General features: G+C 73.2%; 15 protein-coding genes and 1 pseudogene. 12 read left to right on the top strand and 4 right to left on the bottom strand.

Annotated features, from left to right (window positions below):
* Positions 1 to 113: 113 nt before the first annotated feature.
* The 4 genes from ABT106_RS19035 (at position 114) to ABT106_RS19020 (ending at position 5912) form a co-directional block, all read left to right on the top strand.
* Positions 114 to 2297, top strand: a complete 2184-nt coding sequence (locus ABT106_RS19035; protein WP_351278579.1) for a DEAD/DEAH box helicase — start codon at positions 114 to 116, stop codon at positions 2295 to 2297.
* A 203-nt stretch (positions 2298 to 2500) separates the two neighbouring features.
* Positions 2501 to 3829, top strand: a complete 1329-nt coding sequence (locus ABT106_RS19030; RefSeq protein ID WP_351278576.1) for an alpha/beta hydrolase — start codon at positions 2501 to 2503, stop codon at positions 3827 to 3829.
* A 185-nt stretch (positions 3830 to 4014) separates the two neighbouring features.
* Positions 4015 to 5124, top strand: a complete 1110-nt coding sequence (locus ABT106_RS19025; RefSeq protein WP_351278574.1) for an alpha/beta hydrolase — start codon at positions 4015 to 4017, stop codon at positions 5122 to 5124.
* Positions 5121 to 5912: a trypsin-like serine peptidase gene (locus ABT106_RS19020; protein ID WP_351278571.1), complete on the top strand. Its 792-nt coding sequence runs from the start codon at positions 5121 to 5123 to the stop codon at positions 5910 to 5912. The genes ABT106_RS19025 and ABT106_RS19020 overlap by 4 nt, the downstream gene beginning before the upstream one ends.
* 69 nt (positions 5913 to 5981) lie before the next feature.
* On the opposite strand, the gene ABT106_RS19015 is transcribed toward ABT106_RS19020, so the two are convergent.
* The 3 genes from ABT106_RS19015 to ABT106_RS19005 form a co-directional block, all read right to left on the bottom strand.
* Positions 5982 to 6917, bottom strand: a complete 936-nt coding sequence (locus tag ABT106_RS19015) for an EamA family transporter (RefSeq protein WP_351278568.1) — start codon at positions 6915 to 6917, stop codon at positions 5982 to 5984.
* A 44-nt stretch (positions 6918 to 6961) separates the two neighbouring features.
* Positions 6962 to 7780, bottom strand: a complete 819-nt coding sequence (locus tag ABT106_RS19010; RefSeq protein ID WP_351278566.1) for an isocitrate lyase/PEP mutase family protein — start codon at positions 7778 to 7780, stop codon at positions 6962 to 6964.
* A gap of 176 nt (positions 7781 to 7956) precedes the next feature.
* Positions 7957 to 9069 (bottom strand): pyridoxal-phosphate dependent enzyme, encoded by a 1113-nt coding sequence (locus ABT106_RS19005; protein WP_351278563.1) that lies wholly within the window; start codon positions 9067 to 9069, stop codon positions 7957 to 7959.
* Positions 9070 to 9290: 221 nt separating this feature from the next.
* On the opposite strand from ABT106_RS19005, the gene ABT106_RS19000 reads away from it, so the two are divergent.
* The 8 genes and pseudogenes from ABT106_RS19000 (at position 9291) to ABT106_RS18965 (ending at position 19198) form a co-directional block, all read left to right on the top strand.
* Complete coding sequence (locus ABT106_RS19000; protein WP_351278561.1) at positions 9291 to 10865, top strand: S8 family peptidase; 1575 nt, start codon at positions 9291 to 9293, stop codon at positions 10863 to 10865.
* 141 nt (positions 10866 to 11006) lie between these two features.
* Positions 11007 to 12185 (top strand): DUF4190 domain-containing protein, encoded by a 1179-nt coding sequence (locus ABT106_RS18995; protein ID WP_351278559.1) that lies wholly within the window; start codon positions 11007 to 11009, stop codon positions 12183 to 12185.
* Between the two features lie 137 nt (positions 12186 to 12322).
* On the top strand, positions 12323 to 13075 hold the full coding sequence (locus ABT106_RS18990) for a GntR family transcriptional regulator (protein WP_351278556.1): 753 nt from the start codon (positions 12323 to 12325) through the stop codon (positions 13073 to 13075).
* Between the two features lie 184 nt (positions 13076 to 13259).
* Entirely contained in the window at positions 13260 to 14936 is a 1677-nt protein-coding gene (locus tag ABT106_RS18985; RefSeq protein WP_351278554.1) for a purine-cytosine permease family protein, read from the top strand.
* A gap of 160 nt (positions 14937 to 15096) precedes the next feature.
* Positions 15097 to 15282: an SPOR domain-containing protein gene (locus ABT106_RS18980; RefSeq protein WP_351278551.1), complete on the top strand. Its 186-nt coding sequence runs from the start codon at positions 15097 to 15099 to the stop codon at positions 15280 to 15282.
* 42 nt (positions 15283 to 15324) lie between these two features.
* Positions 15325 to 15717 (top strand): annotated as a pseudogene (locus ABT106_RS18975) ((deoxy)nucleoside triphosphate pyrophosphohydrolase); the annotation flags it as partial.
* Positions 15718 to 15999: 282 nt separating this feature from the next.
* Positions 16000 to 16428 (top strand): ATP-binding protein, encoded by a 429-nt coding sequence (locus ABT106_RS18970; RefSeq protein WP_351278549.1) that lies wholly within the window; start codon positions 16000 to 16002, stop codon positions 16426 to 16428.
* Between the two features lie 148 nt (positions 16429 to 16576).
* Entirely contained in the window at positions 16577 to 19198 is a 2622-nt protein-coding gene (locus ABT106_RS18965; protein WP_502979422.1) for a SpoIIE family protein phosphatase, read from the top strand.
* Positions 19199 to 19286: 88 nt separating this feature from the next.
* Here ABT106_RS18965 and ABT106_RS18960 read toward each other — a convergent pair whose 3' ends face one another.
* Positions 19287 to 20006 carry a PspA/IM30 family protein gene (locus tag ABT106_RS18960; RefSeq protein WP_351278546.1) on the bottom strand — a complete coding sequence of 240 codons (720 nt, stop codon included), beginning with the start codon at positions 20004 to 20006 and terminating at the stop codon, positions 19287 to 19289.
* Positions 20007 to 20262: the final 256 nt, after the last annotated feature.

Genomic DNA, 20262 nt, shown 5'->3' with positions numbered 1-20262 from the left:
CACGCGTGGTCGGCCGCCGCGCGCAGTCGCCGACCGCGTGATTCCACCGGCACCGGCCGGGGACGGGCCGCGGTGGCAGGATGCGGGGACGGGACGCGAGGGGGCGGGGCGGGATGGGGCGCAGCGAGAAGCAGGCGGTCGCCGAGGGCGGGCGGCTGGACGAGGCGGCGCGGGCGGTGGCCGGTGACCACCTGCGGGCCGTCGAGGCGGTACGGGCGGCACTGAAGCCGATCTGCGACGCGGCGGCGGAACAGGCGCTGGACGCCATCCCGGTGGCCCGGCTGAAGGAGGTCACCGAGGGGCGGGTGCGGCTCGGGGAAGTCGAGAGGAGCGGGCTGCGGTCGGTCGGGCAGGTCCTCGATGCCGGGTCCTACCGGCTGCGGCAGATTCCCGGCGTGGGGCAGCGGACCGCCGATCAGGTCATCGCGGCGGCGCGGCAGATCTCCGACGCGGTCCGGGAGACGATCGCCGTCCACATCGACGTGGACCGGCCGGAGCCGCGCACCACCTCGCTCCTCATGGCCCTGCACGTGCTGGTGGAAGCGGGCCCCGACGCGCGGCGTGCCGTCGACGCGGCCGCGGCCCTCTCGGAGCGGCTCGGTCCGCTGCTGGACGAGGCCAGGCCGGCCGCCGGGCGGCTGCGGATGCTGTTGGCGGGGCAGGGCGGACGGGCCCGGGCGCTGGAGGCCGTCGCCGAGGTCCGCGGGCTGACCGAGAAGGCCGTACGGGACGGTGTGCCGGAGCTGCTCGCGCAGGCGTCGGTGGATCTGCTGCGCGGTGCCTCGACCGAGGTCGCGGCCTGGGTCGACTTCGAGCTGCGGTCCGCCGAGTACTACAGCCTGCTCGCGGAGCTCTCCGGCAGCCGCCCCGACTCGGCCGCCGCCGAGGGGTTCCTGCCCGACGAGGTCGCCGAGCGGGTCCGCGACCAGGTGCTCGACGACACGCACCGGCGGGTCTCGCTGCGCGGCTACCAAGCCTTCGGGGCGCGCTTCGCCCTGGCGCAGCGCAAGGTGATCCTCGGCGACGAGATGGGGCTCGGCAAGACCATCCAGGCCATCGCCGCCCTGGCCCATCTCGCCGCCGGGGGCCAGAGCCACTTCATGGTCGTCTGCCCGGCCAGCGTCCTGATCAACTGGACGCGCGAGGTCGAGGCCCGCAGCACGCTGCGCGTGACGGCTCTGCACGGCCCCGACAAGCGGGAGGCGTACGCAGACTGGCAGGGCCGGGGCGGCGTGGGCGTGACCACCTTCGACGCCCTGCGCGGCTTCCCGGCGCCCGGAGCCGGTGAGCTGGGCATGCTCGTGGTGGACGAGGCGCACTACGTGAAGAATCCGAAGACGCGCCGCTCGCAGGCCGTGACCGAGTGGTCCGCGCGCTGCGAACACGTGCTGTTCATGACCGGCACGCCCATGGAGAACCGGGTCGCCGAGTTCCGCAGCCTCGTGCAGATCCTCCAGCCGCACCTGGCGCAGGCCGTCGGCGACCGTGACGCGGTGGCCGGGTCCACGGCGTTCCGCAAGGCCGTCGCCCCGGTCTACCTGCGCCGCAACCAGCAGGACGTGCTGAGCGAACTGCCCGCGCTCCAGCGGACGGACGAGTGGGAGGAGCTGAGCGCGTCGGACGAGGACGCCTACCGCGAGGCCGTCCGGGCCGGCAACTTCATGGCGATGCGCAGAGCGGCGTACGCGCGCCCCGAGAAGTCGGCCAAGCTGGACCGGCTGCGCGAGATCGTCGAGGACGCCGCCGAGAACGGGTTGAAGGTGGTGGTGTTCTCCCACTTCAAGGACGTCCTCGGAGCGGTGAAGGACGCTTTGGACGGCGTGCGGGGCAGCGGCGGCGGCCGGGTGTTCGGGCCGATCGCCGGAAGCGTGCCGCCCGCCCGCCGTCAGCGGCTGGTGGACGAGTTCGCCGCCGCACCGGGGCATGGGGTGCTGCTGGCGCAGATCGAGGCCGCGGGAGTGGGGCTCAACATGCAGGCCGCGTCCGTCGTGATCATCTGTGAGCCCCAGGTCAAACCGACCATCGAGCACCAGGCGGTCGCGCGGGCCCACCGCATGGGGCAGGTGCGCCCGGTCCGGGTGCACCGGCTGCTCACCACGCGCGGGGTGGACGAGCGGATGGTGGAGATGCTGAAGAACAAGACCCGCCTGTTCGACGCGTACGCACGGCGCAGCGCGGTCGCCGAGTCGACGCCGGACGCGGTCGACGTCTCCGACACGGCGATGGCCCGCCGGATCGTCGAGGAGGAGCAGGCGCGGCTGGGAGCGGTCGGCGAGGTGTCCGCGGGACACCCGTGAGCACCCGCCGCGACCCCGCGCACGACGGCCGGGGCGGCCGGCGGGACCGGTGGCCGGGGTGTGCCGGGAGGCTGACGGACCGTTGAGATCCGCGTCATGTTTTTGCTCGGATTTGGAACTCCGCGGGGGATCCGCGCATCAGTACCAAGGGATCCCCAGCCGTTCCTGCCCTCGGGCAGACATGACCGTTCGGAGCGAAGTTCGTGCACGAGTACCCGCAGCGCCCGCGGCCGGACGGCCGTCCTTCGTACGAGGACCAACCGGCCCGCGGCGGGCACGGGTACCAGGACCAGCGGGACCGGCCCGACCGCCCGGCGTACCCCGAGTTCCCCGACCGCCCGGCGTACCCCGAGTTCCCCGACCGCCCCGAGTACTCCGGGTTCCCCGGCCGCCCCGCGTACCCCGAGTACCCCGGCCACCCGGCCCCCGGGCCGGCCCCGGAGCCCCCGGTCCCGCCGGCGCCCAAGCGCTCCCGGCGCGCGATATGGATCAGCGCGGTGGTCGCCCTCGCGCTGCTGCTCGGCGGTGGCGGCTTCGCCGCCTGGAAGCTCGAATGGTTCTCCGGCAACGGCGAGGCGGTGAGCTTCGGCAAGAACACCCCGGCCCCCGCCCAGGAGAAGAAGGCATCCGGGGCGCCGGCACCCACGCCCGCCAAGCCGTCCGGTGACCCGGACGTGCTCATGCCCTCCGGGCCGAAGTCCGACTTCAAGCAGACCGCCAAGCTGGACGACGGCACGATCATCGCCAAGACCCGGGTCACGGGCGCGAAGTCCGGCTTCGAGGGGGACGTGTGGGTGTGGGCGCCCAAGGAGTACGACGACCCGAAGTACGCCAAGAGCGGCTTCCCGGTGCTCATCGCGCTCCCCGGCGGCAACGGCTTCCCGGCCAACTACTGGTCCGACCGCAGCCTCGGCCTCCAGAAGGCCATCAGCGACGGCGTCAAGGCCGGTACCAGCCTGCCGTTCGTCGTGATCATGCCGGTGCTCAATCCGGACAATAAGTACTACTACGACGGCGCCGACATCCCCGGCCAGCCCAAGATGGGCACCTGGATCGCCGAGGACGTCCCGGACTTCGCCAAGGCCAACTTCCGTACCTACAAGTCCCGCGACGGCTGGGCCTACATGGGCTCCTCCTCCGGTGCCTTCGTCGGCATGAAGACGGTCCTCCAGCACCCGGACAAGTTCAAGGCCGTCATCGCCAGCGGCGGCGAGATCGTCCCCGACTCCCCGCTCTGGAAGGGCCACCAGGCGGAGATGGACGCGAACAACCCCGAGAAGCTCGCCCAGAAGCTGATCGACGGCAAGGGGCCCGAGGTCCACATCAACTTCCAGGTCGGCACCAAGGAGAGCGGGAAGGACAAGATGCTCGCCTTCCAGCAGAAGTACGGCAAGGGGCCGGTCAAGACGACCATCCGCGACATCCAGAACGGCGAGCACAACGGCTGGCACTACGTCCGGGGCATGAAGGAGGGCTCCCTGGAGTGGATCAGCAAGGTGCTCAAGGCCCCCCAGCCCGCCCCCGCCGGCTGACGCCCCCGCCCCCGCCTGCTGACGCCCCCCGGGCCCGTCCCCCGGCCCGGTCCGTGGCGCTCGCCACGTCGTGCCCGTCCCAGGCAACCCATCCCGTCGTTCATACCTCTGTAAAGGGTGTAAGGGGGACCGAACGGTCCGACCCGCGCTCTGACCGGGCGCCGGAGAAGGAACGGGACACATCCGTGCAGCATGACCAGCAAGGCGACGGCGGCCCCACGACCGGGGGAAGCCGCCGCCCCAAGCGCCCGCGCTTGCTCCTGATCAGCGGTGGGCTCGCGCTCACCCTCGCCGTCGGCGGTGCGGCGGCGTACAAGTACGGCCTCTTCTCGGACGTGGGGGAGCCGGTCTCCTTCGGGAAGGTCCACGAGAAGACGGCCGCGGCGTCCACCGCCGCGGACGCCGTCGAAGACCCCGGCGTCCGGCCCGGCGTACGGATGCCGACCGGGCCGCCGGCCGGGTTCACCCGCACCAGCCGGCTGCCGGACGGCACCCAGATCGGCATGACCACCCTCACCGGCGCGAAGTCGGGCTTCACGGGCGACGTGTGGGTGTGGGTGCCGAAGGAGTACGACGACCCGAGGTACGCCAAGAGCGCCTTCCCGGTCCTGATCTCCCTGCCCGGCGGCCGCGGCTACCCCACGAACTACTGGGGCACGGGTCCCGGCCTCGGCCTGCAGAAGGCCGTGAGCGACGGGGTGGCGGCCGGCACCAGCCTGCCCTTCGTCCTCGTGATGCCGGTGATCAACGCCGACACCAAGCACCACTTCGACGGCTCGGACATCCCCGGAGAGCCCAGGATGGGCACCTGGATGGCCGATGACGTCCCGGATTTCGCGAAGGCCAATTTCCGCACCTTCACCTCCCGCGACGGGTGGGCCTTCATGGGCTCCTCCTCGGGCGGTTTCGGCGCCCTCAAGCACGTCCTGAAGCACCCCGACCGCTTCAAGGCGGCCATCGCCAGCGGGGTCGACATCGTCCCCGACTCCCCGCTGTGGAAGGGCAACACGCGGGCCATGGACGAGAACAACCCGGAGAAGCTGGCCGCGAAGCTGCTCCAGGCGGGCGGCCCGGACGTGTATGTGAACTTCCAGATCGGCACCGCCGAGACCGGCCGCGACAAGGCCGAGAAGTTCATGAAGGAGTACGGCAAGGGCCCCGTGCACACCCGGCTCCAGGTGATCCAGGATGGTGAGCACAACGGAAAGTCGTACGTACGCGGCATGAGGGAGGGCTCCCTGGCGTGGATCAGCAAGGTGATGGCGGCGCCGACACCCGACCCCGCCGTGCGATGAGCACGGTGGTGAAGGGGGCCTCGGCCGCCGCGGCCGCGGGGATCGTGGCGGTGTTCGCCGTCGCCTTCGTCGAGGCGCCGGGAGACCGGCCGGTGCACCCCTTCCCCACCGTCGGCGTGCTCATGGCCAACGGGGAGCACTGGTGCACGGCGAGCGTCGTCGACAGCCCCGAGGGCAACGTCGTCGCCACCGCCGCCCACTGCGTGGCCCCGGCGGGCGAGGACGGGGAGCCGGGCGAGGTAGCCCACGACGGCCTGGCCATCGGTGAGCTCGCCTTCGCCCCCGCCTTCTCCGGGGAGGGCTCCGGCACCCAGCCGCTCGGCGTCTGGAAGGTCCGCTCGATCCACGTGGACGAGCGCTGGACGAAGTGGGGCGAGGACACCGCAGACTTCGCCTTCCTCACCATCGCCCCGGACGAGGACGGGCGCAGCGTCCAGGAGGCGGTGGGCGGGCGCGGCGAGGCCCCGGTCCCCGACTGGACTTCCGGGTACGACCGGGACGTGACCGTCGTCGGCTATCCGGAGTCGGAGCACAACCCGCAGAACAAGCCGGTCTCCTGCACCACCCAGACCCGCCACGACGAGGAGGACCCGGACATGCTGTACATCAGCTGCGCCGGGTTCTGGACGGGCACCAGCGGCAGCCCGTGGATCGCCGACCGGGGCGGCCCGGGGCGGCCGGGGCGGCTGATCGGCGTGCTGAGCGGCGGGGACACGGACGTGGACTCCACGGCCGCGGTCTTCGACGAGCACGCCAAGGCCCTGTACGAGCGGGCCGCGCGGGGCTGAGCGGTGGCGGGTCCGGGCACGGCCGTACGCTCCCGTACGCCGCCCCGGTACGCCGCCCCCGTACCGCGGCTACCTGCGGCGTTCCGTGCTGACGATCACGCCCACCGCCGCGACGACGATCGCGCCGCCGAGCAGGATCGGCCAGGTCAGGGCCTCGTCGAGGATGAGCGCGCCGAGGGCCACGGCCACCACCGGGTTGACGTACGCGTACGTGCCGACGAGCGACAGCGGCGCCGCCTGGAGCAGCCACGCGTACGCCGTGAAGGCGATGAGCGAGCCGAACAGGACCAGGTAGCCGAGAGCCAGCCAGGAGGCCGTCGAGAAGGCGGCCGGGTCCAGGCCGCGGTGTTCGCCGCGCAGCAGGCCGACGATCACCCCGCCGACCCCGCCCGCGGCCATCTGGTACGCGCTGCCCGTGAAGGGGTTGCCCGGCAGGCTCAGCTTCGACGCGGAGAACGAGCCCAGTGACCACAGCACCGAGGCGGCCAGCACCAGCAGGACCCCCGTCAGCCGCACCTCGCCGGTGAATCCCGGAGCCGTCAGTACGGTCAGCCCGGCGAAGCCGAGCAGCACCCCGGCCAGGGTGCGCCGCGGCGGCCGGTCCCCGCTGGCCGCCCGCAGCACCACCAGCCACATCGGTACCGCCGCCACCAGCAGCGCGGCGAGTCCGGAGGGCACGTCGGTCTCGGCGAGGACGACGAGGCCGTTGCCGCCGAGGACCAGCAGCAGCCCGACGACGACGGCCGAGCCGAGCTGGGCGCGGGTGACCTTGAGCGCGGCCGGTCCGTACCGCCAGGCGACGAGGGCGGCCAGCAGCAGCGCGGCCGTGACGAAGCGGGTCCCGGCGGAGAGGAACGGGGGCATCGTCCCGACGACGATCCGGATGCCGAGGTAGGTCGAGCCCCACAGGACGTAGACGAGGGTCAACGCGGTCCAGACGGCACCGGTGGTCTGCCGCCGCGGGGCGCCCGTGGGCGCGTTCCGCGGCGGTGATGTTGTGGGCATGACCAGATCCTAGGGGTGTGGGCCGGGGCGGACTTCCGGGTTTCTCAGCCCTTGAGCAGCCCGTTCAGCTCGCCGTACGGGAGGGAGTGCCCGAGCGAGCCGTAGGTGCCGCCGGAGACCAGTTCCTCGGCGGCTCGGCGGACGACGGCGTACGCGGCCTCGGCCACCCAGGAGCCGAGGCTGACGCGGGAGACGCCGAGGGCGCCGAGGGCGGCCACGGAAGGGGCGTCCGGGCCGACGAGCACGTTGAGCGGGGCGTCGATGCCCCGGGCCAGCTCGGCGACCGTGGCCGGGTCGCTCACGCCCGGTACGAAGATGCCGCAGGCGCCGGCCCGGAGGTAGGCGGCGGCGCGGTCCAGGGTCGCGTCGAGGCGGGTGGCGGGGTCGCCGAGGCCGAACAGGAACGTGTCGATGCGGGCGTTGACGAACAGCGGGACCCCGGCGGCGTCGGCGGCGGCGCGGGCGGCGGCCAGCCGCTCGGCGTGCTCGGCGGGGGAGCGGTTGCCGTCCTCGATGTTGACGCCGACCGCACCGGCGGCCAGGACCCCGGCGACGGTCTCGCCGACGGCGGCGGCGTCGGCGCCGAAGCCGCCCTCGATGTCGGCGGTGACGGGCACGGCGACGGCGGCGGCCACGCGGGCGATCAGGTCGAGGGCGCGGTCGCGGGACAGCGCGTCGCCGTCGGGGGAGCCGAGGGACCAGGCGACCCCGGCGCTCGTGGTGGCGACGGCGGGCGCTCCGGCGGCCTCGACGAGACGGGCACTGGCGACGTCCCAGGCGTTGGCGAGGGCGAGGGGCGCGGCGGAGGTGTGCAGGCGCGCGAAGGCGGTGGCCCGGGCGGCGAGGGCCGTGTTCGTGGTCATGGGGGCAGTCCACCAGACGGGCCGGGCGGGAGCTCGCGATTTTCCGACGTCTGCCTCCGGCTCGGCGGGGCGCCGCGGGGCGGCGTAGGGCAGCGCGGGGCAGCGCGGGGCAGCGCGGCGCACCCGAGCCCCGGGCCGGACGGCCCCGCAGAGCCGCCCCCCGTGGGCCGCCCGCGTTACGCGGCCAGGCCCGTCTTCGCGCCCGCGCCGCACAGCGGGATGACCGCCGTGCGGCCCCGCAGGGGGTCGCCGGGGGCCGACGGGCCCACGGCCGCCCAGCAGGCCGCCGCCGTCGGCTCCACGAAGAGGCCGCGGCGGGCCAGGTCCCGCTGGGCGTCCCGCAGCCGGTCCTCCGGGACGGTCAGGAAGGTGCCGCCGGAGGCGCGTACGGCGGCCAGGATCTGGCGGGCCCGGGGCGGCGCCGGGATCGCGATGCCCTCGGCCAGGGTGGGCCGCTGGGGCACCGGGCCGGCGTCCTCGGCCCCGGCCGCGAAGGCCGCGGCCAGCGGGGCCACCGCCTCCGCCTGGACGGCGATCAGCGCCGGCGGGCGGACCCCGCGCCGGGACAGCTCCGCCACCGCGAGCGCGGCGCCGAGCAGCAGGGTGCCGTTGCCCACCGGGACGACCAGGACCTGCGGCAGCCGGCCGCCGAGTTCCTCCCACACCTCGTAGACGTACGTCTTCGTGCCGTGCAGGAAGTACGGGTTGAAGACGTGGCTCGCGTAGAAGACCCCCGGCCCGTCGGCGGCCTCCCGGGCCGCGGCCGCGGCGGCCTCGCGGCCGCCGGGGACCACCCGTACCACCGCGCCGTGCGCCCGCATCTGACCGGTCTTCTTCTCCGAGGTGCCCTCAGGCACGAAAACTTCACAATCGAGTCCGGCCCGCGCGCAATAGGCCGCCACCGAGGTCCCCGCGTTGCCGCTGCTGTCCGCCACGACCCGCTCCGGAGCCAGCCGCCGGGCCACCTCGGCGAGCATCACCGCGCCCCGGTCCTTGAACGACAGCGTCGGCATCAGGAAGTCGAGCTTGGCGTGAATCCGCTCGGCCAGCGGCACCAGCGGAGTGTGGCCCTCCGCCAGGGACACGGAGAACGCCCCCGGCAGCGGCAGCGCCGGCGCGTACCGCCACAGCGAGTTGGGGCCGGAGGCCGGATCGAGCACGGCGGCCGGATCCGGCGTGAAATCGAGGTCCCACGGGCCCGAGCAGACCGGACAGCACCAGGGGGCGGTGCGGACGTCGGCGCGGGTGCCGTCCTCGGCACAGAGATAGCCGGGGAGTGCGTGCGTCATGTGCGGGGAGCCTTTGCTCAATCATGGCCGTCGTATGGCACGGATGTTACGCGTCCGTTGTCCTCTTGTGGGAAGCGCTGACGGTGGGTCAACCTTTCGGGGGCGGCGCTCCGTTGGGCCGAATGCATTGTCGTGAACATGACTAAACCTGTGCTCGGGCCCCACCCGTACGGCACCGCCCCACCCCCCGCAGCGCACCACCTATGAGGAGGACCCCTCACATGTCCGTGATGCGTCACACCCGCCGGAAGCTCACCGGCATCAGCGCGATAGCCGTCGCGGCCCTCGCGCTCGGCGCGGCCGCCGCCCTCCCCGCCTCGGCGGCCGACAGCGGCGCACAGGGCGTCATCGAGAACGCCGGAGCCGCCGGGTCCGTCCCCGGCAGCTACATCGTGACCCTGAAGGACTCCGCGGCCCGCTCCACCGCCGACAGCGGCAAGGCCGTCGCGAAGCGGTACGGCGCGAAGATCGACCGGACCTACAGCGCCGCCCTCAACGGCTACTCCGTCGAGGTCTCCGAGGCGCAGGCCAGAAAACTCGCCGCCGACCCCGCGGTGAAGTCCGTCGTGCAGAACCGGACCTTCACCGTCGACGCCACCCAGCCCAACCCGCCGTCATGGGGCCTGGACCGCATCGACCAGCGGGCCCTCCCGCTGAACCAGAGCTACACCTACCCCGACAAGGCCGGGGAGGGCGTCACCGCGTACATCATCGACACCGGCGTCCGGATCACCCACCAGGACTTCGGCGGCCGCGCCACCTACGGCTACGACGCCATCGACAACGACAACACCGCCCAGGACGGCCACGGCCACGGCACGCACGTCGCCGGCACCGTCGGCGGCGGCGCGTACGGCGTGGCCAAGAAGGCCAGGATCGTCGGTGTCCGCGTGCTCAACAACCAGGGCTCCGGCACGACCGCCCAGGTCGTCGCCGGCATCGACTGGGTGACCGCGAACGCCGTCAAGCCGGCCGTGGCCAACATGTCGCTCGGCGGCGGCGCGGACTCCGCGCTCGACACCGCCGTCCGCAACTCCATAGCCTCCGGCATCACCTACGCCGTCGCGGCGGGCAACGAGACGGCCGACGCCTCCACCAAGTCCCCGGCGCGCGTCGCCGAGGCCATCACGGTCGGCGCCACCACCAACACCGACGCGAAGGCCGGCTACTCCAACTACGGCTCCATCCTGGACATCTTCGCGCCGGGCTCCTCGATCACCTCCACGTGGGGCACGGGCGACACCGCCACCAACACCATCTCCGGTACCTCGATGGCCTCGCCGCACGTCGCGGGCGCGGCCGCCCTCTACCTCTCGCTGAACCCGGGCAGCACCCCCGCCCAGATCTCCGCGGGCCTCGTCGCCGCCGCCACCCCGAACGTGGTGACCAGCCCCGGCACCGGCTCCCCGAACCGCCTGCTCTACATCGGGGCCGGCACCACCCCGCCCGGACCGGGCACGCGCTTCGAGAACCTGAACGACTACGCGATCGCCGACAACGCCACCGTCGAGTCGCCGGTCACCGTCAGCGGGATCTCCGGCAACGCCCCGGCCACGCTGAGCGTTCCGGTCGACATCAAGCACACCTACGTCGGTGACCTGAGGGTCGACCTCGTCGCCCCGGACGGCACCGTCTACAACCTGCGCAACCGCACCGGCGGCAGCGCGGACAACATCATCCAGACCTTCACCGTGAACGCCTCCTCCGAGGTCGCCAACGGCGTCTGGAAGCTCCGGGTCGCGGACCTCGCGAACGCCGACATCGGCAAGATCGACTCCTGGGCGCTCCAGTTCTGAGGAACGCCGGGGACAGCGGTGACTGAGCCGCGATGAACAGGCAGGGGCGACCGGGGGGCCGGTCGCCCCTGCTGCGTACCATTCGCGCATTCGTTCGCGTCGTCGCGCGACCGCAGTCTGCCGTGATGGAGTTCCCCGCCCGTGAGCATTCCCCCGCCCCCGCCCTCCGGACCGGGCCGTTCCTGGGTTCCGCCGTCGCCGCCGCACGTGTGGGGGCCGCCGCCGGGCCACGGGCCGGGGCAGCCGGCGCTCAACGGGTTCGCGCTCGCCTCGCTCCTCGTCGGGCTGCTCTGCTTCCCGCCGCTCGGCATCGTCTTCGGGGTGGTGGCCCTCGTACAGATCGCGCGCGGGCGCGAGCGGGGCAAGGCGCTGGCCGTCACCGGCCTCGCCGTCTCCGCGGCGATGACCGTGGTGTTCGCGCTCGCCGCGGGCCCGCTCGTGGGGGCGGTCGGCGACCGGCTGGACGCCGGCCCGGTGGCGCGCGGGGCGCGGGGCGAGCTGACGGACATGGAGGACCTGTCCGCCGGGGAGTGCTTCAACGTCCCGGGCGGGGACCTGACGGGCCGCCGGGCGCTGATGTACGCGGTGGACTGCGCGGAGCCGCACCACGCCGAGGTCACCTCGTCCGGCCCGCTCGACCTGCCCCGGTCCGAACGGGCCGGTTCCCACGAGGCGGACAGCCTGGCCCAGAAGGAGTGCTGGAAGGCCCAGGACGTGTACGCGATGGACACCTGGGCGCTTCCCCCGTACGCGGAGATGTACTACTTCTCGCCCTCGTCCCGGTCCTGGGACGAGGGCGACCGCCAACTGCTCTGTGTGATCGGCACGACGACGCGGGAGCACCGCGGCAGCGTGCGCAAGGACCGCGAGATGCTGACCTCCGAGCAGGCCGAGTACCTGACGGCGGCCAACGCCCTCGACCTCGCCTTCGGCCGGGCCCCCGAGGAGGAGGTGGCGGACGCGCTCCAGGAGCACCAGGCGTGGGCGCGCGAGGTGTACTCCGCGCTGGGGGACGAGGCCGCGGTGCTGCGGCGGCACGCGACCCGGCCGGGGATCGGCGAGGCGGCGCGGGCCCGGCTGAAGGAGGCCGAGGCCGCCCGTGCGGGCTGGCAGCGGGCCTCGCAGGCGCGGACGGCGGCGGAGTTCGACCGGCTGTGGGAGCGGGCCGCCGACGCGATGTCCGTGACGGGCGAGAAGGCGCTGCGCGGGGCCTACGGGCTGTCGACGACGGTGCCGGACTGGCTGGAGGAGAACCCCGCGGGACCCGGAGGGGAGGGCCCGGGCGGCTCCGGCGACCGGCCCTCGACGGAATCGGCCTGACGTCGTCGGCGTAACGCGCGGTAACGGGTTTGAGTGACCTGGCTTCATCACTTCGGGTGAAACTTTGGCCCTTGCTTGCGATGGACAACCGTAGGTTGCCAGGCTGTAGCTGTCTGTCAACCTGATGGGAGTGGCCAGTGACTTTCGGTGAGCAGCCGGCCTATCTGCGCGTGGCCGGGGATCTCCGACGGAAGATCGTCGACGGTTCCCTGCCCCCGCACGCCCGGCTCCCTTCGCAGGCCCGCATCCGCGAGGAGTACGGGGTCTCCGACACCGTGGCGCTGGAGGCCCGCAAGGTCCTGATGGCGGAGGGTCTCGTGGAGGGCCGGTCCGGGTCGGGTACGTACGTACGGGAGCAGCCGGTGCCGCGGCGGGTCGCGCGCTCCGGCTACCGCCCGGGCGGCACCTCGACGCCGTTCCGGCAGGAGCAGGCGGAGTCGGGCGCGCGCGGCACCTGGGAGTCGCGCAGCGAACAGGAGGCCGCCCCGGCGGAGATCGCGGAACGGCTCGGCATCGAGCCGGGCGAGCGGGTGATGCGGACCCGGTACGTCTACCGCGACGCGGGGGAGGCGATGATGCTGTCGACGTCCTGGGAGCCGCTCGCCGTGACCGGCCGGACTCCCGTGATGCTGCCGGAGGAAGGCCCGCTGGGCGGCTCCGGCGTGGTCGACCGGATGGCCGCGATCGACGTCGTCGTGGACAACGTGGTGGAGGAGGTCGGCGCGCGGCCCGGCCTCGCGGAGGAACTGCTCCAGCTGGGCGGGGTACCGGGGCACGTGGTGCTGGTCATCGGGCGTACGTACTTCGCGTCCGGCCGCGCCGTGGAGACGGCCGACGTGGTGGTCCCGGCGGACCGCTACCGCCTGGCGTACCACCTGCCGGTGAGGTGAGGTGTGGTGAGCCGGCGCGCGGGCGCCGGCCCCGCGCGCCCGCCCGCGCCCCTGGCCCCGTGCCGGTGAGCGGACGGGGGTGCGGGGGGCGTAACGCCGTGGTGACGCGGCGGGCGACGGCGTAACCGGCGGGCAATGCCGCAGGGTGACGGGCCGTCACAGCGCGGGCCTACCTTCCGGCGGTATGACCGACACCGCCACCCCTGCCCCCGCGCCCGCGGCGGAGCCCCGCCGGTACGCGAAGCTCGCCGCCGACGAGAGCCGCGAGGACTACGCGCTCCGGTACGCGCCCCACTCGTTCCGCCGCTGGGGCCCCGGCACCGTCGCCGGCACCGCCCTCGGCGGGATCGCCTACCTCGCCGACTTCGCCATCGGCGCCTCCGTCGTCTTCGCCTACGGGTTCACCAGCGGCGCCGCCGCGATCCTGGCCGCCGCCGTGGTCATCTTCCTGACGGGCATCCCGATCGCCCGCGCGTGCGCGACGTACGGCCTGGACATGGACCTGGTGACACGGGGCGCCGGATTCGGGTACTTCGGGTCGACGCTGACCTCCCTCATCTACGCCTCCTTCACCTTCATCTTCTTCGCCCTCGAAGGCTCGATCATGGCCCAGGCCATGCACCAGGCCTTCGGGCTGCCGGTCGAGATCGGCTACCTCGTCACCACCCTCATCGTGATCCCCATCGTCTTCCGCGGCATGGGCGCGCTCGCCAAGGTGCAAGCCTGGACCCAGCCCGTCTGGCTGATCGGGCTGGTGCTGCCCTTCCTGGTGCTGGCCTTCGAGGCCCCCGACGCCTGGGGCGCCTTCACCGGCTTCGGCGGCACCGAGGGCGCCGGCGCCGGCTTCTCCTGGATCGGCTTCGGCTTCGGTACCGGCATCGCCCTCTCGCTCATCGCGCAGATCGGCGAGCAGGCCGACTACCTGCGGTTCATGCCCCCCAAGACCCCCGCCAACAGCCGCAAGTGGAACCTCGCCGTGCTCGCCGCCGGCCCCGGCTGGGTGATCATCGGGGCCGCGAAGCAGCTCGGCGGTGCCTTCCTCGCCTTCGTGGCCCTGGAGGCGGTGGGCAAGACCCACGCCCTGGAGCCGATCGCCCCGCAGATCGAGGCCCTGCGGCCCTGGCTCGGCGGCCTCGCGCTGCCCGCCGCCGCGCTGTTCGTGATCGTCTCGCAGATCAAGATCAACGTCACCAACGCCTACAGCGGCTCGCTGTCCTGGTCGAACTTCTTCTCCCGGATCACCCACCGCCACCCGGGCCGGGTCTGGTACATCTTCCTCAACCTCGGCATCGCGCTGACGCTGATGGAGCTCGATATGTTCGCCATGCTCGGCAAGCTGCTGGGCTTCTACTCCAACGTCGGCATCGCCTGGATCGCCGCGGTCGCCGCCGACCTCGTGATCAACAAACGGCTCGGACTCAGCCCGCCCCACATCGAGTTCAAGCGCGCCTACCTGTACGCCGTCAACCCGGCGGGTTTCGGCGCGATGGTGATCGCCTCCACCGTCTCGATCCTCGCCTTCTTCGGACTGTTCGGCACCTACGCCGAGGCATTCTCGACCTTCATCGCGGCCGGACTCGCCCTGCTGCTGTGCCCGTTGATCGCGTGGATGACCAGGGGCAAGTACTACCTGGCCCGGCCGAACACGGTGAACGCCGCCGGCGCCGACATCACCGCGACGCACGACTGTGCGGTCTGCGAGACGGCGTACGAACTCCCCGACATCGCCGACTGCCCCGTCCACGCGGGACCGGTCTGCTCGCTCTGCTGCTCCCTCGACGCGACCTGCGGGGACGCCTGCCGCAAGGCGCCGCCGGGCGGTGCGGTGATCCTTCCCGTCCCGTCCGTGCGCCCCCTGTGAACCGGCGCGCACGGCCCACTCGTACGCATGGCCGGATGCGTACGCCTGGGAGGTACCTCTTCGTGAAAAACCGTATCCGCTGAGTAAGGGTCGGGCGTAGGCTCGGGCATATGCGCAATGCGGTTTCCCGGGCAGGTACGACGGCGGAGGGTGAAACGCGATGAACGACAGCGGTGCCCTGCTCCCGTGGCTGGTCATACGTCAGGACGACAACGGCAACCGCTACCGGGTGGGCCGGTACCCCACCCGGGCCGAGGCCCAGAAGGTCGCCGACAGCCTCGACAACCGAGGACGCGAGCAGCTCTACTGGGTCGAGCGGATCGGTCAGACCGCCACGATGAACTGAGCGGCGTCGCAGCTGTCGCGACGCTGGCATAGGCTCCGCCCCATGACTGTACGCGTGGTCGTGGGCGGAGCCCTTTGTCATGAGGGCCGCCTGCTGGCCGCCCGCCGCAGCGCACCGCCCGAGCTGGCCGGCCGCTGGGAGCTGCCGGGCGGGAAGGCCGAGCCGGGTGAGTCCGTCCCCGAGGCGCTGGTGCGCGAACTGCGCGAGGAGCTCGGCGTCGAGGCCGAGCCGCTGGAGCGCATCCCGGGGGAGTGGCCGCTCAAGCCCGGCCTCGTCCTGCACGTGTGGACCGCCCGGCTGGTCTCCGGGGAGCCCGCCCCGCTGGAGGATCACGACGAGCTGCGCTGGCTGGCGCCGGACGAGCTGCACTCGGTGGACTGGCTCGACCAGGACCGCCCGGCGGTCGCGGAGGCCGGACGGAGGCTGCGCGAGGGCACCGGCGCCGGCGGCGGCAGTGGCGGCGACAGCGGCAGCGGCGGCGACAGCGGGGACGTGGGGAGGGGTGCGGGCAGCGGCCGCGGCGCATGCGGGGGTGTCGCCGGGGGCGCCCGCGGGGGCGCGTGACGCGCACGCTGTAGGCCGTCTGCGCCACAGTGCGCCGGTGGTGGGGGATCGAGTGGTACGACGCCCCAAATATCGGGTATGTCGCTATTAATCCCTATCTCGTCCCTCTTTCGTCCCCGACGAACCGGACTGGGGTCACTGCTGGCCCGGGAAGTGATCGGCGTGATCGACACAGACGGTGAGTGCGCCGAGTGGGCCTTCCCCGCCGAGCCCGGTGCCGTCCGCACCGCCCGCCACGCCGTGCGCGGCACCCTGCGGGACTGGGGTCTGGACTCCGTCGGCGATGTGACCGTCCTGCTGGTCAGCGAGCTCGTCACCAACTCCCTGCGCTACGCGTCGGGCCCCATCGGGGTCCGCCTGGTACGGCGCAATCCGGCCGCCGAGGACTCCCCGGGGGGTCCCGCGCTGCTCGTGGAAGTTTCCGATCCGCTTCCGGATCCGCCCCGCGAGCGGGTCGCGCGCCCGGAGGACGAGGGGGGTCGCGGACTGCACCTCGTCGCGGTCTCGTCGCAGCGCTGGGGGACCCGTCACGGGAAGTCGGGCAAGACCGTGTGGTTCGAGTTGGCTCTTCCTGGTGAGTAACAAGGTGAAGGGTGACCGACGATCACACGACGTGGCTCAAAAGCAACGGGACCTTTTTGTGATCGTGAACGCCGTGCCGTCAGGGGCCGTGGTGCTGAATACTTCGGTCAGGCCGGTCCGGTTGCGGTGAGCTGGAGGGGACGGTCGCGTGAGCGAGATACCTGCGCAGGCACATCAGTCCGACGTGCCCGGGGAGACATGGCACGACTCCCTGTGGCACAGCAGTCCGCCTGGCTCGATATATGACTACATAAAGGTCGCTTCCTTCTCGATCGGGCCCGACGGCCTCATCGACCAGTGGAGCCTGCGCGCCGAGGAGCTGTTCGGGCTGACGGCGTCCCAGGCCGTGGGCCGGGACCCGGTCGACGCCTTCATGCCGGCCGATCTGCGCGCGGGCGCGCACCGAAGGGTCGCCGAGATCCTCGACGGCAAGGAGTGGACGGGTCTGATCCCCTTCCGCGTCCCGGGCGGGTCCGGCGCGCACGGCGTGGCCGAGATCTACGTGATGCCCACGCTGACCGAAGCGGCCGAGCGCGCCGCGCTGTGCGTCGTCGTCGACGTGCGCGCGCTGCGCCGGATCGAATCCGATCTGGCGGCCTCGCAGGCGATATTCGGCCAATCTCCTTTCGGGTTCCTGCTGTTTGGTACGGACCTCACCGTGCAGCGGGCCAACCGCCGCTTCGCCACGGTCTTCGGAGGTGCCGCCGAGGAACACCGGGGCCGGACCGTGCACGACTACCTGCCGGCCCACGAGGCCGACCGGATGGCCGACGCCCTGCGCCGCGTCCTGGACAGCGGGGAGTCGGTCACCGACCTCCGGATCACCGGGGCCGCCCCCGGCAGCCGGGACAACCGCCACTGGTCCATCAACCTCTACCGGGTGCACGGCGGCACGGGCCTGCCCATCGGCGTCGCCGGCATCGGCACCGACGTCACCCGCCGCCACCTCGCCGCCCGCGAGGCCGCCGGGGTCCGGCGCAACCTCGCCCTGCTCAACGAGGCCGGCCACCGGATCGGGAACTCCCTCGACCTGGAGACCACGGCCCGCGAGCTCCTGGACGTGACCGTCCCGGGCTTCTGCGACCTGGCCGCCGTCGACCTCTACCAGGGGCTGCTGCTCGGCGACGACGACCGCCCCGCACGGCCGCAGGGCCCCGGGGTGCCCTCGCTGCCCGGCCAGGGCGCCGGCCGGGCGCCGTCCGCGCCGCTGCGGCGGGTGGCCTTCGCCTCGGCCGTGTCCGACGCCCCGCTGTCGGGGCCGGGCGCGCTGGTCTCCGTAGGGGAGATCCACCGCTACCCGGCCGGCTCGCCGGGCGCGCTCGCCCTGCGCACGGCCCGGCCGCGGCTCATCGAGCGCGGCGGACCGGAGGACCTCGTCCAGTCGACGCTGATCGTGCCGATGGTCGCCCACGACACGGTGGTCGGCGTCGCCCAGTTCTCCCGTACGAAGGGCAGCGAGCCCTTCGGCGAACGCGACCGGGCCGTCGCCGTCGAGCTCGCCGCGCGCGCCGCCGTCTGCATCGACAACGCCCGCCTCTACCGGCGCGAACACGAGCGGGCTCTGATACTGCAGCGCAGCCTGCTGCCGCCCGGCGACCCGGAGGCGGCCGGCCTGGACATCGCCTGCCGGTACCTGCCGGGAAACGCGGCGACCGAGGTCGGCGGGGACTGGTTCGACGTCATCGAACTGCCCGGCCACCGCACGGCCCTGGTCGTCGGCGACGTGATGGGCCGCGGACTGCGGGCCGCCGTCGCCATGGGCGAGCTGCGCACCGCCGTACGGACCCTGGCACTGCTGGACCTCGAACCGGCGGAGGTGCTCACCGCGCTCGACGAGGTCGCCCGCGGGCTCGGCGCCCCCGGCGGCTCCCAGCAGGCCTCCCGGGCGGCCCTGCACTCGCGGGACGCGGACCGCTCCGAGGTGTACCTGGCCACCTGCGTCTACGCGGTCTACGACCCGGTCACCCGGCGCTGCACCATCGCCAACGCCGGCCACATGCCGCCCGTCCTGGTGGAGCCGCCCGACGAGGACGGCGTACCGCGGCCCGCGCTCCTGCTGGAGGTGCCGCCCGGCATGCCGCTGGGCGTGGGCGGGGAGCCCTTCGAGGAGGTGGAGGTGGAACTGCCCGAGGGGGCGCTGCTCGCCCTGTACACCGACGGGCTCGTGGAATCCCGCGACCACCCGCTGGAGGAGGGACTGCGCGGCCTGCGGGAGGCGCTGACCGACCCGGTGCGCCCGCTGGAGGACGTCTGCGACCACGTCCTGAACACCCTCGACACCCGCCACGGGGAGGACGACATCGCGCTGCTCATGGCCCGCGTCCAGGGCCTGCCGGTGGACGCGGTCGGGGACTGGCAGCTGCCGCGCGAGGCCCGCTCGGTGGGCCGGGCGCGGGAACTGGCCCGGGCCAAACTGCCCGCGTGGGGCCTGGAAGGGCTGCTGGACACCACGGAACTGCTGGTCAGCGAGCTGGTCACGAACGCCCTGCGCTACGGCGAGGGGGAGATCCGGCTGCGGCTGCTGCTGGACCGCACCCTAGTCTGCGAGGTCTGGGACGCGAACCTGGTGCAGCCCAGGCGGCGCCGGGCCCGCGACACGGACGAGGGCGGCCGCGGCCTCCAGCTCGTCGGCCTGCTGTCGGCCGGCTGGGGCACGCGGCGCACGCACCGGGGCAAGACGGTCTGGTTCGAGCTGCCGCTCCCCGGCGCGGTGGCCGAGGCGGTCGCCGAACTGTCGGCGGAGCAGCTGCTGAGCATGTACGGGGGGTAGGGCGCGGCGCGGGGCCCGTCCCGGCGGGCGGGCCCGTCCCGGGGTGGGCGGGCCCGTCCCCGGGTGGGCGGGCCCGTTCCGGCGGCGGTCAGGCGGCGCGGTTCTGCTTGAGCGCGGCGAGGCGGGCCTCGATCTCCGAGGTCTTGCCGAGGTCGTCCAGGGACTCGAACTGCGCGTCCAGCGAGGACGCCGCCAGCTCCTGCTTGCCCAGTGCCATGGCCTCCTCGCGGCGGACCTTCTCCTCGAAGCGGTTCAGGTCGCTCGTCGGGTCCATGACGTCGATGTTCTTCACCGCGTCCATCATCGTGTTCTGCGCCTGCGCGGTCTTGGCCCGGGCCACCAGCTCGTCCCGCTTGGCCTGGAGCTCCGTCAGCTTGTTCCGCATGGAACCGAGACCCGACTTGAGCTTGTCGACCACCTCCGTCTGGGCGGCGATCGTCGGCTCCGCCGTCTTCGCCTCCTTCTCCGACTGGAGCTGGCGGCCCAGTGCCACCTTCGCGAGGTTGTCGAACTTGTCGGCGTCCGCCGCCGCCCCCGACGCGCGCAGCTCGTCGGCCTTCCGGCTCGCCGCGAGGGCCTTGCCGCCCCACTCGGAGGCCGCCCCCACGTCCTCCGTGTGGTCCGCCTCCAGCATCCGCAGGTTGCCGATCGTCGTCGCGACGGCCTGCTCCGCCTCCGAGATGGTGTTCGTGTAGTCGCGGATCAGCTGATCCAGCATCTTCTGCGGATCCTCCGCCTGGTCCAGCAGCGCGTTGATGTTGGCCTTGGCGAGCTGGGTGACGCGGCCGAGGATGGTCTGCTTGCTCATGGTGGGTCTCTCCTGGTGGGGGATGGTGTGCCGGGTGTGGGGAGGGCGGTGCGCGGGGTGACGGGCCCGGTGGTGCCGGGCCCCGCCCGGAGCGTTCAGAAGCGGCCGCCGCCGCCCATGCGGCCGCGGGTTCCGCCGCCGCCGAAGGAGCCGGGACCGCGGCCGGTCCCGGACCCGGACCGGAACCCGGAGCCGGACCCGGCCGCACCCCCGGCGCCCCCGCCTCCGCCCCCGGCGCCCTCCGCACGGGCGCCCT

The organism is Streptomyces sp. NPDC002044, from assembly GCF_040296725.1.
Taxonomy (GTDB): Bacteria; Actinomycetota; Actinomycetes; order Streptomycetales; family Streptomycetaceae; genus Streptomyces; species Streptomyces antarcticus.
This window is presented reverse-complemented; position numbering and strand designations above follow the sequence as displayed.